The following is a 15,120-nucleotide window of genomic DNA, read 5'->3' as shown; positions in this document are numbered from 1 at the left end:
GCTGAGGGCATAAGCCACCTGCAGCGCCGGGAGAGGGATAGTTCCTGGCGACTTGCTTTAACGCAGTTACGGCAGAGCGGCTACAACCGACAGCTCCACCAGGATTTGCGGTTCGCACAGCTTCGATTCCACCGTGGCGCGGGCCGGTGCGACGCCTTTTGGCAGCCACTTGTCCCAGATCGCATTCATGCCTTCGAAGTGCGCATCAATGTCTTTCATGTAAATCGTCACCGACAATAGACGGCTCTTGTCGGTCCCGGCCAAGTCCAGCAAACGCTCGATGTTGGCGAGGGTTTCACGGGTCTGCTGTTCAATCCCGGCACTCATGTCGTCGCCGACTTGCCCTGCCAGATAAACGGTGCCGCTGTGGACAACGATCTGGCTCATGCGCTCATTGGTGAGCTGGCGCTGGATTGACATGTTTTGCGGACTCCTGGGTTTTGTTGCCGTAACGAGAAATATCGAGGCCTTCGGCGCTGATTTGCGGCGTTTTCTTCGCCATCAGGTCAGCCAGCAAGCGACCGGAACCGCAGGCCATGGTCCAACCAAGCGTACCGTGACCGGTGTTCAGGAACAGATTTTTGAACGGTGTGGCGCCAACGATCGGCGTGCCGTCCGGTGTGGTCGGACGCAAGCCGGTCCAGAAACTCGCCTGGGTCAGATCGCCGCCTTGAGGATAAAGGTCGTTGACGATCATCTCCAGGGTTTCGCGCCGACGCGGGTTCAGCGACAGGTCAAAACCGGCGATTTCAGCCATGCCGCCTACGCGGATACGGTTGTCGAAACGGGTGATCGCGACCTTGTAGGTCTCGTCGAGGATAGTCGAAGTCGGGGCCATCGACGGGTTGGTGATCGGCACGGTCAGCGAATAACCCTTGAGCGGATACACCGGCGCCTTGATGCCCAGCGGCTTGAGCAGTTGCGGCGAGTAGCTGCCGAGGGCCAGGACGTAGCGGTCAGCAGTTTCCAGCTTGCCGTCGATCCAGACACCATTGATGCGGTCGCCGGCGTAGTCGAGGCGTTGAATATCCTGGTCGAAGCGGAATTCCACACCCAGTTTGGTCGCCATTTCGACCAGGCGGGTGGTGAACATCTGGCAGTCGCCAGTCTGGTCGTTCGGCAGGCGCAGAGCACCGGCGAGGATGTCGGTGACGCTGGCCAGCGCCGGCTCGACGCGGGCAATGCCGGCGCGGTCGAGCAGTTCGAACGGCACGCCGGATTCTTTCAGCACGGCGATGTCTTTCCAGGCGCCGTCGAGTTGCGCCTGGGTGCGGAACAACTGAGTAGTACCGAGGCTGCGACCTTCGTAGGCAATGCCGGTTTCGGCGCGCAACTCGTCGAGGCAGTCACGGCTGTATTCGGACAGACGGACCATGCGCTCCTTGTTTACCGCATAGCGGCTGGCCGTGCAGTTACGTAGCATCTGCGCCATCCACAGGTATTGATCGATGTCGGCAGTGGCCTTGATTGCCAGCGGTGCGTGGCGCTGCAACAGCCACTTGATGGCCTTGAGCGGCACCCCTGGCGCCGCCCACGGCGAGGCATAACCCGGCGATACCTGCCCGGCATTGGCGAAACTGGTCTCCATGGCGGCAGCCGGCTGACGGTCCACCACCACCACTTCAAACCCGGCACGCGCCAGATAATAAGCACTGGTGGTACCGATGACGCCGCTACCCAAGACCATAACGCGCATTTTCATATCCCTCATCGCGGCTTGCCGCTGACGTTTGTTGTTCAGACCGTAGATGTGGGCAGTGTAAAAAAGATTAGCCAGTGCTTTTCACTATATAAATGCCTATATTTGGCGACAATTCTCGGCAAAAACCCTTTTTACGGAGGCGCATCCCCTATGCGTACCAACACTCAGACCAAACGTGAGCTGGACAAGATCGACCGCAACATACTGCGGATCCTGCAAGCTGACGGGCGGATCTCCTTTACCGAGCTGGGGGAAAAGGTCGGGCTCTCGACCACGCCCTGTACCGAGCGGGTCCGGCGGCTGGAGCGCGAGGGGATCATCATGGGCTACAACGCCCGACTCAATCCGCAGCACCTCAAGGGGAGTCTGCTGGTGTTCGTCGAGATCAGTCTCGACTACAAATCCGGCGACACTTTCGAGGAGTTCCGCCGCGCGGTGCTGAAACTGCCTCACGTGCTGGAGTGCCATCTGGTGTCGGGGGATTTCGACTATCTGGTGAAAGCCCGGATTTCCGAGATGGCTTCGTACCGAAAATTGCTGGGCGATATTCTGCTCAAACTGCCCCATGTGCGGGAATCCAAGAGCTATATCGTGATGGAAGAGGTGAAAGAGAGCTTGAATCTGCCGATTCCGGATTGAGGGTCTGACTCAGAGGGGTTTGTTGCCTGAACGAACGCTTTCGCGAGCAAGCCCGCTCCCACAATGGAATGCATTTCAACTGTGGGAGCGGGCTTGCTCGCGAATGAAGGCAACTCGGTTTCCCCCTAGACAAGCACCTGCCGGGTCGACGCCATGTACTCATGAATCTGTTTCTCGACTCTTGGATGAATCAGCTCCACCGGCCCTCGCCCATTGGGGCAAGGCAAGGTCTTGGTAGTGCCGAACAGCCGACAGATCAACGGCCGCTCGTCATACACCGTGCAGCCGTCGGGCCCCAGGTGCACGCAATTGAGCTCATCCATCGCCGCGTCCTGCTCGGCCCGGGTCTTGCGTGGCAGGCGGGACATTTCTTCCGGCGAGGTGGTCACCGGCCCACAGCAGTCATGGCATCCGGGTACGCACTCGAACGAGGGAATCTGCTGGCGCAGCGTGCGGATTTTCTGGCTGTTGCAGCTCATCGAAGCGTTGACCGAATGCGGAATAGACCGGGATTCTGACGCAAAAGCCTCGATCCAGACAGCCACAACCGACCAATGTTGCCCGTACCGGAGTGTCAGGCTTATGCTCCGTCAAATTTTCCATACATCCGAATCAAGGTCATGCACATGAATGCCGGTGCTCAGCAACCTGTCCCAAGCCATCAGCACACGGCGTCCTATTATGCTGCCAGCCGTCTGCCGCAGCCTGATTACCCGGTGCTGCAAGGCGATCTGGTGGCGGACGTCTGCGTGGTCGGCGGCGGGTTCTCCGGGTTGAACACGGCGCTCGAACTGGCCGAACGCGGGCTCAGCGTGGTGCTGCTCGAAGCTCATAAAATCGGCTGGGGCGCCAGCGGACGCAACGGTGGGCAATTGATTCGCGGCGTTGGCCACGGCCTCGATCAATTCGCTGACGTGATCGGTGCGCACGGCGTGCGTCAGATGAAACTCATGGGGCTGGAAGCGGTGGAAATCGTCCGCCAGCGGGTCGAGCGTTTTAACATCCCCTGCGACCTGACCTGGGGTTACTGCGATCTCGCCAACAAGCCTCGTGAACTGGAAGGCTTTGCCGAAGACGCTGAAGAATTGCGCAGCCTCGGCTACCGCTACGAAACGCGGTTGCTGCAAGCCAATGAAATGCACTCGATAGTGGGTTCCGACCGTTACGTGGGCGGCCTGGTCGACATGGGCTCGGGGCATTTGCATCCACTCAATCTGGCCTTGGGCGAAGCGGCCGCCGCGCAGCAACTGGGGGCGAAACTGTTCGAACGCTCGGCTGCCACCCGTATCGACTACGGCCCCGAGATCAAGGTCCACACCACCCGGGGCTCGGTTCGCGCCAAGACGCTGGTGCTGGGCTGCAACGCCTATCTGAATGATCTCAACCCCGAACTCAGCGGCAAGGTGCTGCCCGCCGGCAGTTACATCATCGCCACCGAACGTTTGAGCGAAGAACTGGCCCACTCGCTGCTGCCGCAAAACATGGCGGTCTGTGATCAGCGCGTGGCGCTGGATTACTACCGACTCTCGGCGGATCGACGTTTGCTGTTCGGCGGCGCTTGTCATTATTCAGGACGCGACCCGAAGGACATCGCCGCCTACATGCGGCCGAAGATGCTGGAAGTGTTCCCGCAACTGGCCGGGGTGAAGATCGACTATCAATGGGGCGGGATGATCGGCATCGGCGCCAATCGCCTGCCGCAGATTGGCCGGCTCAAGGATCAGCCGAACGTGTATTACGCCCAGGCCTATTCCGGTCATGGGGTGAATGCCACGCATTTGGCTGGCAAGTTGTTGGCAGAGGCGATCAGCGGGCAGCACAGTGGCGGGTTCGATCTGTTTGCCCAGGTGCCGCATATTACTTTCCCCGGCGGCAAGCATTTGCGCTCGCCGTTATTGGCGCTGGGGATGTTGTGGCATCGGATGAAAGAGTTGGTCTGAGGGATTTGTTGCGTTTTTGCGGGCGCCTTCGCTGGCAAGCCAGCTCCTACAGGGGGTTGCGTGTGGGTCACAGATCTTCTGTCACGCGCGGTCCCCTGTAGGAGCTGGCTTGCCAGCGAAGGCGTCCTCAAGAACACCGCAGGAATCAGATCCGCCAAAACGGCTTAAGCCCCTCCTCCCGCGCCTGTTCGCGACTCAACCCTACATCCCTGAGCTGCTCCGGCGTGAGCGTGAGCAATGCCTTGCGTGTGTGCAAACGATGCCAGAACAGACCCCAGCGACCCAGGCCGGACGGTGCGTTGCGCGGTACCGCTGCGCATGCTCCGTTTTTTTGCCCTGCCACCAGTTCCTGACTGCATAACGTCAGCCGCACATCGCTCAAGCCGTTCATGTTGATCGCTCCTGTTTACTTGGGTAGCCAGAGCTTTCATGATGCGTGGGCGGCGAAAAGCATTACAGATGCAACAGAAATCTATTAACTCCATACAGATTTGCTGATTTACCTACTGAATGACAATTTTTTGCCTCATCTGTATGGGTTTACCGAATGATCCACACCGAGACACCGCCATGACCCTTTACGTCAATCTTGCCGAGCTGCTCGGCACGCGTATCGAACAGGGCTTCTATCGCCCGGGTGACCGGCTGCCGTCGGTGCGGGCGTTGAGCGTCGAGCACGGCGTCAGCCTGAGCACCGTGCAGCAAGCCTATCGGATGCTGGAAGACAGCGGCCTGGCGATGCCGAAACCCAAGTCGGGCTATTTCGTGCCGGTGAGTCGAGCGCTGCCAGAGCTGCCGGCGATTGGCCGCCCGGCGCAGCGGCCAGTGGATATTTCCCAGTGGGATCAGGTCCTGGAATTGATTCGCGCGGTGCCTCGCAAGGACGTGGTGCAACTGGGTCGTGGCATGCCGGACATCACCACGCCGACCATGAAACCGCTGCTGCGCGGCCTGGCACGGCTCAGTCGACGGCAGGACATGCCCGGCCTGTATTACGACAATATCCACGGCACCCTCGAACTGCGCGAACAGATTGCCCGCCTGATGCTCGACTCCGGCTGCCAGTTGAGCGCCAATGACCTGGTGGTCACCACCGGTTGCCACGAAGCGCTGTCCACCAGCATCCGGGCCATTTGCGAGCCGGGGGATATCGTGGCGGTGGACTCGCCCAGCTTTCATGGCGCCATGCAGACCCTCAAGGGCCTGGGCATGAAAGCCCTGGAAATCCCTACCGACCCGCTCACCGGGATCAGCCTCGACGCGCTGGAACTGGCGTTGGAACAATGGCCGATCAAGGCCATACAGTTGACCCCAAACTGCAACAACCCGTTGGGCTACATCATGCCGGAGTCGCGCAAACGCGCGTTGTTGACACTGGCACAGCGCTTTGACGTGGCGATCATCGAGGATGATGTATATGGCGAACTTTCCTATACCTATCCACGACCACGCACGATCAAGTCCTTCGACGAGGACGGCCGCGTCCTGCTCTGCAGTTCCTTTTCCAAAACGCTGGCGCCGGGCCTGCGCATCGGCTGGGTAGCACCGGGGCGCTATCTGGAACGGGTGCTGCACATGAAATACATCAGCACCGGCTCCACCGCGCCGCAACCGCAGATCGCCATCGCCGAATTCCTCAAGGCTGGACACTTCGAACCGCATTTACGGCGGATGCGCAGCCAATACCAACGCAATCGCGATGCGATGATCGACTGGGTCACCCGCTACTTTCCGGCGGGCACCCGAGCCAGTCGTCCGCAAGGCAGCTTCATGCTGTGGGTTGAACTGCCAGAAGGCTTCGACACCTTGAAACTCAATCGCGCCTTGCACGACCAAGGCGTACAGATTGCCGTCGGGAGTATATTTTCCGCTTCGGGCAAGTACCGCAATTGCCTGCGGATGAACTACGCTGCCAAACCAACACCGCAGATTGAAGAGGCGGTGCGCAAGGTCGGCGCTGCAGCAATCAAACTGTTGGCGGAAACAGACAGCTTCACCGACTGACCTTTCTCCGGGAATCAGCGTCCTATGCCGACAACGACCGCCAATCGGAACAATCCTACGTGAGATTCAGACAGCCCCTGCTCGCTCTTCTCCTTCTCACTTCCTTGCTTGGCGGTTGCGCCAGCTTCGACGTTCAACGCGAACCGAGCCAGGCGCTGCCGGCCAGCGATTCGGCGTTCGGACGCTCGATCAAGGCTCAGGCTGCTTCCCATGAAGGCAAATCCGGATTTCGCTTGCTGTCCAATAGCAGTGAAGCCTTCACTGCCCGCGCCGAACTGATTCGCAACGCTCAAAGCAGTCTCGATCTGCAGTACTACATTGTCCACGACGGGATCAGCACCCGGATGCTGGTGGAGGAACTGCTCAAGGCTGCCGACCGCGGCGTGCGGGTGAGGATCCTGCTCGACGACACCACCAGCGACGGCCTGGACTGGACCATCGGCACGCTGGCGGCGCATCCGCAGATCGAGATCCGCTTGTTCAACCCGTTGCACCTGGGCCGTGCCACGGGCGTGACGCGAGCCATGGGCCGGCTGTTCGACCTGTCGTTGCAACACCGGCGCATGCACAACAAGTTATGGCTTGCGGATAACAGCGCGGCGATCGTGGGCGGACGCAATTTGGGCGACGAGTATTTCGATGCCAAGCCTAACCTGAATTTTACCGACATCGACATGCTCGGCATCGGTCCGGTCGCCGAACAACTCGGACACAGCTTCGATCAATACTGGAACAGCGCGCTGAGCAAACCGATCGATGAGTTTCTGTCGCGCAAACCGACGCAAAAGGATCTGCAGAACAGCCGCACCCGACTGGAAGAATCGCTGGAAGAGACGCGCAAACAGAATCATGCGCTGTATCAACAACTGATGACCTTCACCACCAATCCTCGGATGGATATCTGGCGCCGCGAATTGATTTGGGCCTGGAACCAGGCGTTATGGGATGCACCCAGCAAGGTACTGTCCAAGGGTGAACCCGATCCGCATTTGCTGCTGACCACGCAATTGGCGCCCGCGCTTGAGGGTGTCAGCAAAGAGTTGATCATGATTTCGGCGTATTTCGTGCCCGGCCAGCCGGGATTGGTTTACCTCACCGGCCGGGCCGATGCCGGCGTGTCTGTGAGCTTGTTGACCAACTCCCTTGAAGCCACCGACGTACCGGCAGTGCATGGCGGCTACGCGCCCTATCGCAAGGCGTTGCTGGAGCATGGGGTGAAGCTGTATGAATTGCGCCGTCAGCCCGGCGAAGGTGGCGGCAGCGGGCCTGTTTTTTACGGCAGGTCTTTCCGAGGTTCCGATTCCAGCCTGCACAGCAAGGCGATGATTTTCGACCAACAGAAATCGTTCATTGGCTCGTTCAATTTCGATCCACGCTCGGTGCTGTGGAACACAGAGGTTGGCGTACTGGTAGACAGTCCGGAACTGGCCGCGTACGTGCAAAAAGCGGCACTGGAGGGTATGGCGCCGGCGCTGAGCTATCAGGTGAAGCTGGAGAATGACCGGGTCGTCTGGGTGACGGAAGACGACGGCAAAATGCACCTATTGACCAAAGAACCGGGGAGCTGGTGGCGCCGGTTCAACTCCTGGTTCAGTACCGCGGTCGGGCTGGAGCGCATGTTGTAACCCTGTGGGAGCGGCTGACTGGCAGTTTTGCGTCAAGCAGGCTCGGCGACCGCGCCAAACGCCCCTTGCCGAGACAATAGAATCACCAATCCAAACGCCCCGGCCGCCATCAGCAACGGCAACGCATGCCCGCTGATCCACTGGCTGCCGGCACCGGCCGCCAACGGGCCGATCAGGCAACCGATCCCCCACAGCTGCGCAATATGCGCATTGGCCCGCACCAGTGCGTCGTCGCGATAGCGCTCGCCGATCAGGATCAGGGACAAGGTGAACAGGCCGCCGGCACTGGCACCGAACAACACCCACAAAGGCCAGATCAGCAGCGTGTCGATCAGCAACGGGATCGCCAGGCTCGACACCAGCAACACGACCGCGCAGCCGGTGAACAGCGTGCGCCGCGACAAGCGATCCGCCAATGCGCCAATCGGCAACTGCAGCAAGGCATCGCCCACCACCACGGTGCTGACCATCGCCAGAGCAATGTCGGTGGTGAAGCCCTGACGCAGGCAGTAGACCGGCAACAAGGTCAGGATCATCGCTTCAAATGCCGCAAACAATGACACCGCCCAGGCAATCGCCGGCAGGCCACGGCAAAAGCCCAGCAAGTCACTGAAGGTCACGCTGCAAGCTTCGCTGGCCGGTGCTCCGCTGCGACCCAGCAATAGAAACGGTGCCGCGGTCAGCAAACCAACGCCGACCCAGAAACCGTAATCATGCTCTGTGCCCAGCACGCCCAGCAGCAACGGCCCGGCCAGCTGACTCAATGCGTAACTGCTGCCATACAGCGCCACCAATCGCCCGCGCCACTCTTCCAGCACAAGCTGGTTGATCCAGCTTTCACCGAGAATGAAGACAAGGGTCAGGATCACCCCGATCATCAGCCGCAGCACCAGCCACACCGGATAGCTGGGCAGCAGCGCCAGCAAACCGATGGACAATGCCCCCGCCCACAGGCACAGGCGCATCAGGTTGGCCGTACCGAGACGTGCGGCCAGATGGCTGGAGATCTTCGCGCCCAGCAGCACGCCAATGGCCGGCATCGCAGCCATCACGCCGATGGCGAACGAATCGTAACCCCAGCCTTCCAGGCGAAACGACACCAACGGCATGCTGACACCCAGGGCCAGGCCGACACTCAAGACAGACGCCAACACGGCGAAATAAGTCGCCCAACGCATGTTCCACACTCCTGTGGATATTATTTTTCACAGACGCATAAAACAAATGTGGGAGCGGGCTTGCTCGCGAAGGGGCCATCACATCCAACAGCAGAGTTGGCTGTTACGGCGCCTTCGCGAGCAAGCCCGCTCCCACAAGGGATCTGCGTCGCTCAGGAGCCCGGTTGGTAGCCGGCCTCCCTCACTGGCTTACAACTTGATCCAGGTCGCCTTCAGCTCGGTGTACTTGTCGAACGCGTGCAAGGACTTGTCGCGACCGTTGCCGGACTGCTTGAAGCCACCGAACGGCGCGGTCATGTCGCCACCATCGTACTGGTTGACCCACACACTACCGGCGCGCAGTGCCTTGGCAGTCAGGTGCGCCTTGGAGATGTCCTTGGTCCATACCGCAGCGGCCAGGCCGTACGGCGTGTCGTTGGCAATCTGGATCGCTTCTTCGGCAGTGTCGAAGGTGATGACCGACAGCACCGGTCCAAAGATCTCTTCCTGAGCGATTTTCATCGCATTGCTGACGCCGTCGAAAATCGTCGGTTCAACGTAGGTGCCACCGGTTTCCTGAAGAATTCGCTTGCCGCCTGTCACCAGTTTGGCACCGTCGGTGTGGCCGGATTCGATGTAGGACAGCACGGTGTTCATCTGCTGGGTATCCACCAAGGCGCCGACGTTGGTCGCCGGGTCCAGCGGATTGCCCGGCTTCCAGGCTTTCAATGCCTCGATCACCAGCGGCAGGAAAGTGTCCTTGATCGAACGCTCGACCAGCAGACGCGAACCGGCGGTGCAGACTTCGCCCTGGTTGAAGGCGATAGCGCTGGCAGCCGACTCGGCGGCCGCCTGAAGATCCGGCGCATCGGCGAACACGATGTTCGGGCTTTTGCCGCCGGCTTCGAGCCAGACGCGCTTCATGTTCGATTCGCCGGAGTAGATCAGCAGTTGCTTGGCGATCTTGGTCGACCCGGTGAACACCAGGGTGTCGACGTCGTTGTGCAGGGCCAGGGCCTTGCCGACGGTGTGACCGTAACCTGGCAGGACGTTCAGCACGCCTTTCGGAATACCGGCTTCGACGGCCAGCGCAGCGATGCGAATAGCGGTCAACGGCGATTTTTCGGACGGCTTGAGGATCACCGAGTTACCCGTGGAGAGCGCCGGACCGAGTTTCCAGCAGGCCATCATCAACGGGAAGTTCCACGGCACGATCGCGCCAACCACACCGACTGGCTCGCGGGTGACCAGGCCGAGCTGATCGTGCGGAGTCGCGGCCACTTCGTCGTAAAGCTTGTCGATGGCTTCACCGCTCCAGCTCAGGGCTTGCGCCGCGCCGGGAACGTCGATGTACAGGGAATCGCTGATCGGCTTGCCCATGTCCAGGGTTTCAAGCAGCGCCAGCTCTTCGGCATGCTGCTTGAGCAGGCTGGCGAAGCGGATCATGGTGGCCTTGCGCTTGGTCGGTGCCAGGCGCGACCAGACGCCGGAATTGAACGTGGTGCGAGCGTTTTCAACAGCGCGCTGGGCGTCGGCGGCGTCACAGCTGGCAATTTTGCCCAGCAGACGGCCATCGACCGGGCTGATGCACTCGAACGTCTCGCTGGAGACGGCATCGGTGTATTCGCCATTGATGTAGGCGCGGCCTTCGATCTTCAGATCGCGAGCCCGTTGCTCCCAATCGGCACGAGTCAGGGTGGTCATATGAGTGTCCTCCTCTTGTTGAATACGAGCGCCCCGCATTTTTTGCGGGCGACCTCAGGAATGCTTCCCGGCCAGCCTGCTTTTCGGCCCCCAGGTAACTGTCACCCTAAACCAGCCACACCTCATGTTTCAATATATTTGACATAAGGCGCGCAAACGGCCTTGCGATGTTCATTTTAATAAACATAGACTTTGAACCTTCCAAACTCGGCCGCATTCACGGGGGATTACAACAATGAGCATCCAGGACATCGTCGACTTCAGCCAGGCCGATACCAAGGCCGAGCGCTATAAACCGGATCCAGCGAAAATCCTGAAGGGCGATCCCGAGCAAGTGGTTTACAACCACTACAACAGCCCATGCGGTCAGCTGAACGCTGGTGTTTGGGAAGGTGCAGTCGGTCAGTGGCATGTGAACTTCACCGAACACGAGTATTGCGAGATCGTTCAGGGCGTTTCAGTGCTGCGCGACAACGACGGCAACAGCAAGACCGTGCGCGCGGGCGATCGCTTCGTCATTCCGGCCGGGTTTCGGGGCACCTGGGAGGTATTGGAGCCGTGCCGCAAGATCTACGTGGCGTTCGAACAAAAAACCTGAGAGCCGGCGATTCAGGCCATCGAAAGCCCATCCCTGCCGATGGGCTTTTTATTGACCGCACGATGGGAAAATATCGCGACACAGTCCAACAGGTGAAAAATGATCGCCGTTATTCCAGTATTTTCCTACGCCATCCATGACGGATGACGGGAGCACATTCGATCATTTCCACTATCGCAAGGAAGCAATACATGACCACTGATTTGAAACAACACCTGGACACCGCAACCCAGTACGTCGGTCGGCAATACTCCGAGGAGCTGCGTGCAGAAGTCGCCAACAAGACCGGCTTGGCAGTACGCCCGAGAGGCATCGGGTTCATCATGACCAAGGACTACAATCCGGCGCGCATCAATTTTCTGGTCGAAAACGACATCATCACCCATGTCACCATGGGTAACTGATTTGCACTGCGCCGCATGCTGCACAGCCCTGAGGCGCAGTGACGTGACCAGAGAACTATAGCGACACGAAACGCCCGATGCCCTGCATCGGGTTTTTCGTAGGGCAAGGAGGCAACATGCTTGAGAATCCAGATCAATGCGACGTTACGATCGCTCAATACACCATTGGCCAGAAATACACTCCCGAATTACTCGAAGAAGTTCGCACCAGGGCAGATGGCGCACCGGTCCGCGTCACCGGGCCAGGATTTGTCTCAGATCGCAAACGGGTCCCTCGTCGTATCAGCCTGCTGACCGATGCCGACAAAATCATCGTCAGCATTCAGTGCGGCTAAAAACTTCATCACTATTCGACTGCCGTTTGAAGTCGAGCGAAATACATAATTACCGCGTCTATTCGTCGACCATGTTGGATGCTGGTCTGGGGCCTCGGAAAAATAGAGGCCTAACCTCATCATTCACAAGGAAGCGAATTAACATGAATCGATCTTTTACCATCAGCCTGCTGGCAGGTCTAACCTTTGCAGCCACCCTGACGTCGGCGCATGCCGAAGAGTCGGCGCAGCAATGCAATGCGCAGCGGGCACAGGATTTCATCGGCGTCTATCTGACTCAGGCTGTCAGGGAGCAGGCACGGGTGGAGGCGCGCGCGGCCAGGGTTATCGTCAATCCGGTCACGCAAGAGTTTGATCCCCGCCGCTTGCGAATCATTACCGATCTCGATCTGAAGATCACCAGGATTTCCTGTGGCTGATCCCTCTCTGTAACCCTATTCATTTGGCAACAAAAAAGGCCCGTATCTCGCGATACGGGCCTTTTTTGTAAGAGGGAAAAATCAATTACTTGATTTTGCCTTCTTTGTAGATCACGTGCTTGCGAACAACCGGATCAAATTTCTTGATCTCGATTTTGTCCGGAGTAGTGCGCTTGTTCTTGTCGGTAGTGTAGAAGTGACCAGTACCGGCGCTCGAAATCAAACGAATCAATTCACGCATGATTAGCTCCCTTAGATCTTGCCAGCGGCGCGGATTTCGGCCAACACGACAGTGATGCCGCGCTTGTCGATGATACGCATGCCTTTGGCAGATACGCGCAGACGCACAAAACGTTTCTCTTCTTCAACCCAGAAGCGGTGATGCTGCAGGTTCGGCAGGAAACGACGACGGGTTTTGTTGTTTGCGTGGGAAATGTTATTCCCAGTCACCGGACCCTTACCGGTAACTTGACAGACTCTCGACATGCCTCAGCCCTCTAAAACCACATGCCCAACCCGGCATGGGTTGGCCGCTTAATCTCTCAGTCATTTGGCGCCAGGCGCCGCGTTTCTTTAGAGGTCTTACCGGCTACACCTACAGTGAAGGAACCGGGCCCCTAGAAAAGAGCGCTGCTTTATACCAGAAAGACTGGAGCGCAACAACATTCAGTGTGCCTTGAATTGATAAAAACCGGTTTTTTCGGGCTCCGAGCGCCCAAGACAAAGGCTGTCGTCGATAGCGACCGCTCGTCGCAGAAAATCTGCGGAGCCACCAATCAAGTGTTTTGCCAACCGCGCGCGCACCAATCAATCGCACATACTCCCCTTAAAATGAAAAAGGGGATAGTCATTTGCAAAAGAGCCCACTAGGGTAAGTCTTTTCCAGACTGCACTTGCAGATGGGCCTTCGATCTGTAAAGGAATCCGACCATGCGCCTCGCTGCCCTACCGCTGTTGCTAGTCCCGCTTCTGCTGAGCCCACAAGCCATGGCTGCGGCCTTGAGTGTCTGCACCGAGGCCAGTCCTGAAGGCTTTGACGTGGTGCAATACAACTCGCTGACCACCACCAACGCCTCGGCCGATGTGCTGATGAATCGTCTGGTGGACTTTGATACGGCCAGCGGCAAAGTGGTCGCCGGCCTCGCGGACAGCTGGGAAGTCACCCCCGATGGCTTGAGCTATGTCTTCAAGCTGCATCCGAAAGTGAAATTCCACCGTACCGAATACTTCAATCCGGCTCGCGACCTGACCGCCGAAGACGTGAAGTTCAGCTTCGACCGCATGCTCGACCCGGCAAATCCGTGGCACAAAGTGGCCCAGAGCGGCTTCCCGCATGCCCAGTCGATGCAATTGCCGGCATTGATCAAGAAGATCGACGCGCTGGATCCGTTGACCGTGCGTTTCACCCTCGACCATCCCGACTCGACGTTCCTTCCGACCCTGAGCATGGGCTTCGCCTCGATCTATTCGGCCGAATACGCCGACAAGCTGATGAAGGCCGGCACTCCGGAGAAGCTCAACAGCCAGCCGATCGGCACCGGCCCTTTCATCTTCACGCGCTTCCAGAAAGATGCCGCGATTCGCTACAAGGCCAACCCGGACTACTTCCGCGGCAAGCCATCAGTGGACCCGCTGATCTTCGCCATCACCCCGGATGCCAACGTGCGCCTGCAGAAACTGCGCCGTAACGAGTGCCAGATCGCGCTGTCGCCCAAGCCTCTGGACGTACAGTCGGCGCTGAAGGAACCCAAGTTGAAAGTGGAAAAGACTGACGCATTCATGACCGCGTTCGTCGCCATCAACAGCCAGCATCCACCGCTGGACAAGCCCGAAGTGCGCCAGGCGATCAACCTCGCGTTCGACAAGACCAACTACGTCAAGGCTGTGTTCGAAGACACCGCCGAACCCGCCAATGGCCCCTACCCGCCCAACACCTGGAGTTACGCCAAAGGTTTGCCGGGCTACCCGCATGACGTCGAAAAGGCGCGGGCATTGATGGCCAAGGCCGGCCTCAAGGACGGGTTCAAGACCACTATCTGGACCCGGCCTTCCGGCAGCCTGCTCAACCCGAACCCGAGCCTGAGCGCGCAAATGCTGCAATCGGACCTCGCACAGATCGGTATCGAGGCCGAGATTCGGGTGATCGAATGGGGCGAGTTGATTCGCCGCGCCAAGGCTGGTGAACACGACCTTCTGTTCATGGGCTGGGCCGGTGACAACGGGGACCCGGACAACTTCCTCACGCCGCAGTTTTCCTGCGCCGCGCTCAAGTCCGGCACCAATTTCGCCCGCTACTGCAACCAGGACCTGGACAAGCAGATCAGCGCCGGCAAAACCACCACTGAGCAAGGTGTGCGCACCAAGCTGTACGAACAGGCCCAGGCGCAGATCCAGCAGCAGGCGCTATGGTTGCCGCTGGCTCACCCGACTGCGTTCGCGCTGACGCGCAAGGATGTCGAGGGGTACTCGGTCAGCCCGTTTGGTCGGCAGGATTACTCGAAGGTCACCCTCAAATAATCAGCGTCGCCACAAATCCTGTGGGAGCGGGCTTGCTCGCGAAGGGGGCGTGTCAGTCGACATCAATGTCGCCTGA

Annotated in this window: 17 protein-coding genes; 9 read left to right on the top strand and 8 right to left on the bottom strand. The window is 59.0% G+C overall.

The features are described 5' to 3' along the window. Positions 1 to 66: 66 nt before the first annotated feature. Positions 67 to 420, bottom strand: a complete 354-nt coding sequence (locus tag J2W17_RS13835) for a RidA family protein (RefSeq protein ID WP_307334729.1) — start codon at positions 418 to 420, stop codon at positions 67 to 69. Continuing rightward, positions 392 to 1,696 (bottom strand): D-amino acid dehydrogenase, encoded by a 1,305-nt coding sequence (gene dadA / locus J2W17_RS13830; protein WP_307334726.1) that lies wholly within the window; start codon positions 1,694 to 1,696, stop codon positions 392 to 394. The genes J2W17_RS13835 and dadA overlap by 29 nt, the downstream gene beginning before the upstream one ends. A 156-nt stretch (positions 1,697 to 1,852) precedes the next feature. Here dadA and J2W17_RS13825 point away from each other — a divergent pair, with 156 nt between their 5' ends. Further along, positions 1,853 to 2,341: an Lrp/AsnC ligand binding domain-containing protein gene (locus J2W17_RS13825; protein ID WP_003206849.1), complete on the top strand. Its 489-nt coding sequence runs from the start codon at positions 1,853 to 1,855 to the stop codon at positions 2,339 to 2,341. Between the two features lie 125 nt (positions 2,342 to 2,466). Here J2W17_RS13825 and J2W17_RS13820 read toward each other — a convergent pair whose 3' ends face one another. Further along, positions 2,467 to 2,820: a YkgJ family cysteine cluster protein gene (locus J2W17_RS13820; RefSeq protein ID WP_064680422.1), complete on the bottom strand. Its 354-nt coding sequence runs from the start codon at positions 2,818 to 2,820 to the stop codon at positions 2,467 to 2,469. Positions 2,821 to 2,967: 147 nt separating this feature from the next. On the opposite strand from J2W17_RS13820, the gene J2W17_RS13815 reads away from it, so the two are divergent. Continuing rightward, positions 2,968 to 4,281, top strand: a complete 1,314-nt coding sequence (locus J2W17_RS13815; protein ID WP_307334721.1) for an NAD(P)/FAD-dependent oxidoreductase — start codon at positions 2,968 to 2,970, stop codon at positions 4,279 to 4,281. Between the two features lie 145 nt (positions 4,282 to 4,426). Here the strand turns inward: J2W17_RS13815 and J2W17_RS13810 are convergent, their stop codons facing one another. Next, on the bottom strand, positions 4,427 to 4,672 hold the full coding sequence (locus J2W17_RS13810) for a DUF1127 domain-containing protein (protein WP_307334718.1): 246 nt from the start codon (positions 4,670 to 4,672) through the stop codon (positions 4,427 to 4,429). Positions 4,673 to 4,851: 179 nt separating this feature from the next. Between J2W17_RS13810 and J2W17_RS13805 the strand changes: the two genes are divergently transcribed. Together J2W17_RS13805 and J2W17_RS13800 are read left to right on the top strand one after the other, a co-directional pair. Further along, positions 4,852 to 6,285 carry an aminotransferase-like domain-containing protein gene (locus tag J2W17_RS13805; RefSeq protein WP_307334716.1) on the top strand — a complete coding sequence of 478 codons (1,434 nt, stop codon included), beginning with the start codon at positions 4,852 to 4,854 and terminating at the stop codon, positions 6,283 to 6,285. Positions 6,286 to 6,344: 59 nt separating this feature from the next. Next, entirely contained in the window at positions 6,345 to 7,910 is a 1,566-nt protein-coding gene (locus J2W17_RS13800; protein ID WP_307334714.1) for a phospholipase D family protein, read from the top strand. Between the two features lie 32 nt (positions 7,911 to 7,942). Here J2W17_RS13800 and J2W17_RS13795 read toward each other — a convergent pair whose 3' ends face one another. After that, positions 7,943 to 9,088 carry an MFS transporter gene (locus tag J2W17_RS13795; RefSeq protein WP_307334713.1) on the bottom strand — a complete coding sequence of 382 codons (1,146 nt, stop codon included), beginning with the start codon at positions 9,086 to 9,088 and terminating at the stop codon, positions 7,943 to 7,945. A 189-nt stretch (positions 9,089 to 9,277) separates the two neighbouring features. Continuing rightward, complete coding sequence (locus J2W17_RS13790) at positions 9,278 to 10,771, bottom strand: aldehyde dehydrogenase (protein ID WP_307334711.1); 1,494 nt, start codon at positions 10,769 to 10,771, stop codon at positions 9,278 to 9,280. Between the two features lie 235 nt (positions 10,772 to 11,006). Between J2W17_RS13790 and J2W17_RS13785 the strand changes: the two genes are divergently transcribed. The 4 genes from J2W17_RS13785 to J2W17_RS13770 all read left to right on the top strand — a co-directional run bounded on the left by J2W17_RS13785 (position 11,007) and on the right by J2W17_RS13770 (position 12,527). Further along, complete coding sequence (locus tag J2W17_RS13785; protein ID WP_307334709.1) at positions 11,007 to 11,369, top strand: cupin domain-containing protein; 363 nt, start codon at positions 11,007 to 11,009, stop codon at positions 11,367 to 11,369. 191 nt (positions 11,370 to 11,560) lie between these two features. After that, positions 11,561 to 11,773 (top strand): hypothetical protein, encoded by a 213-nt coding sequence (locus J2W17_RS13780; RefSeq protein ID WP_307334707.1) that lies wholly within the window; start codon positions 11,561 to 11,563, stop codon positions 11,771 to 11,773. 116 nt (positions 11,774 to 11,889) lie between these two features. After that, a complete protein-coding gene (locus J2W17_RS13775; RefSeq protein WP_307334705.1) occupies positions 11,890 to 12,108 on the top strand; it encodes an I78 family peptidase inhibitor in 219 nt (72 codons plus the stop codon). A gap of 143 nt (positions 12,109 to 12,251) precedes the next feature. Continuing rightward, complete coding sequence (locus J2W17_RS13770; RefSeq protein ID WP_307334703.1) at positions 12,252 to 12,527, top strand: I78 family peptidase inhibitor; 276 nt, start codon at positions 12,252 to 12,254, stop codon at positions 12,525 to 12,527. Positions 12,528 to 12,612: 85 nt separating this feature from the next. Here J2W17_RS13770 and rpmG read toward each other — a convergent pair whose 3' ends face one another. Both rpmG and rpmB read right to left on the bottom strand, forming a co-directional pair. Next, positions 12,613 to 12,768 (bottom strand): 50S ribosomal protein L33, encoded by a 156-nt coding sequence (rpmG, locus tag J2W17_RS13765; protein WP_007894709.1) that lies wholly within the window; start codon positions 12,766 to 12,768, stop codon positions 12,613 to 12,615. An 11-nt stretch (positions 12,769 to 12,779) separates the two neighbouring features. Beyond that, positions 12,780 to 13,013 (bottom strand): 50S ribosomal protein L28, encoded by a 234-nt coding sequence (gene rpmB / locus J2W17_RS13760; protein ID WP_003176907.1) that lies wholly within the window; start codon positions 13,011 to 13,013, stop codon positions 12,780 to 12,782. 444 nt (positions 13,014 to 13,457) lie between these two features. On the opposite strand from rpmB, the gene J2W17_RS13755 reads away from it, so the two are divergent. Continuing rightward, positions 13,458 to 15,044, top strand: coding sequence for an ABC transporter substrate-binding protein (locus J2W17_RS13755; protein ID WP_307334700.1), 1,587 nt, complete (start codon positions 13,458 to 13,460; stop codon positions 15,042 to 15,044). Positions 15,045 to 15,120: the final 76 nt, after the last annotated feature.

The organism is Pseudomonas lini (assembly GCF_030812475.1).
GTDB classification, from domain to species: domain Bacteria; phylum Pseudomonadota; class Gammaproteobacteria; order Pseudomonadales; family Pseudomonadaceae; genus Aquipseudomonas; species Aquipseudomonas lini_A.
The sequence above is the reverse complement of the archived record's forward strand: the minus strand, read 5'-3'. Positions and strand labels throughout refer to the sequence as shown.

What these genes read in the sequence shown, in the direction of transcription:
- J2W17_RS13835 (WP_307334729.1), bottom strand. Translation starts at nt 420, where the DNA reads ATGTCAATCCAGCGCCAGCTCACCAATGAGCGCATGAGCCAGATCGTT.
- dadA (WP_307334726.1), bottom strand. Translation starts at nt 1,696, where the DNA reads ATGCGCGTTATGGTCTTGGGTAGCGGCGTCATCGGTACCACCAGTGCT.
- J2W17_RS13825 (WP_003206849.1), top strand. Translation starts at nt 1,853, where the DNA reads ATGCGTACCAACACTCAGACCAAACGTGAGCTGGACAAGATCGACCGC.
- J2W17_RS13820 (WP_064680422.1), bottom strand. Translation starts at nt 2,820, where the DNA reads ATGAGCTGCAACAGCCAGAAAATCCGCACGCTGCGCCAGCAGATTCCC.
- J2W17_RS13815 (WP_307334721.1), top strand. Translation starts at nt 2,968, where the DNA reads ATGAATGCCGGTGCTCAGCAACCTGTCCCAAGCCATCAGCACACGGCG.
- J2W17_RS13810 (WP_307334718.1), bottom strand. Translation starts at nt 4,672, where the DNA reads ATGAACGGCTTGAGCGATGTGCGGCTGACGTTATGCAGTCAGGAACTG.
- J2W17_RS13805 (WP_307334716.1), top strand. Translation starts at nt 4,852, where the DNA reads ATGACCCTTTACGTCAATCTTGCCGAGCTGCTCGGCACGCGTATCGAA.
- J2W17_RS13795 (WP_307334713.1), bottom strand. Translation starts at nt 9,088, where the DNA reads ATGCGTTGGGCGACTTATTTCGCCGTGTTGGCGTCTGTCTTGAGTGTC.
- J2W17_RS13790 (WP_307334711.1), bottom strand. Translation starts at nt 10,771, where the DNA reads ATGACCACCCTGACTCGTGCCGATTGGGAGCAACGGGCTCGCGATCTG.
- J2W17_RS13785 (WP_307334709.1), top strand. Translation starts at nt 11,007, where the DNA reads ATGAGCATCCAGGACATCGTCGACTTCAGCCAGGCCGATACCAAGGCC.
- J2W17_RS13780 (WP_307334707.1), top strand. Translation starts at nt 11,561, where the DNA reads ATGACCACTGATTTGAAACAACACCTGGACACCGCAACCCAGTACGTC.
- J2W17_RS13775 (WP_307334705.1), top strand. Translation starts at nt 11,890, where the DNA reads ATGCTTGAGAATCCAGATCAATGCGACGTTACGATCGCTCAATACACC.
- J2W17_RS13770 (WP_307334703.1), top strand. Translation starts at nt 12,252, where the DNA reads ATGAATCGATCTTTTACCATCAGCCTGCTGGCAGGTCTAACCTTTGCA.
- rpmG (WP_007894709.1), bottom strand. Translation starts at nt 12,768, where the DNA reads ATGCGTGAATTGATTCGTTTGATTTCGAGCGCCGGTACTGGTCACTTC.
- rpmB (WP_003176907.1), bottom strand. Translation starts at nt 13,013, where the DNA reads ATGTCGAGAGTCTGTCAAGTTACCGGTAAGGGTCCGGTGACTGGGAAT.
- J2W17_RS13755 (WP_307334700.1), top strand. Translation starts at nt 13,458, where the DNA reads ATGCGCCTCGCTGCCCTACCGCTGTTGCTAGTCCCGCTTCTGCTGAGC.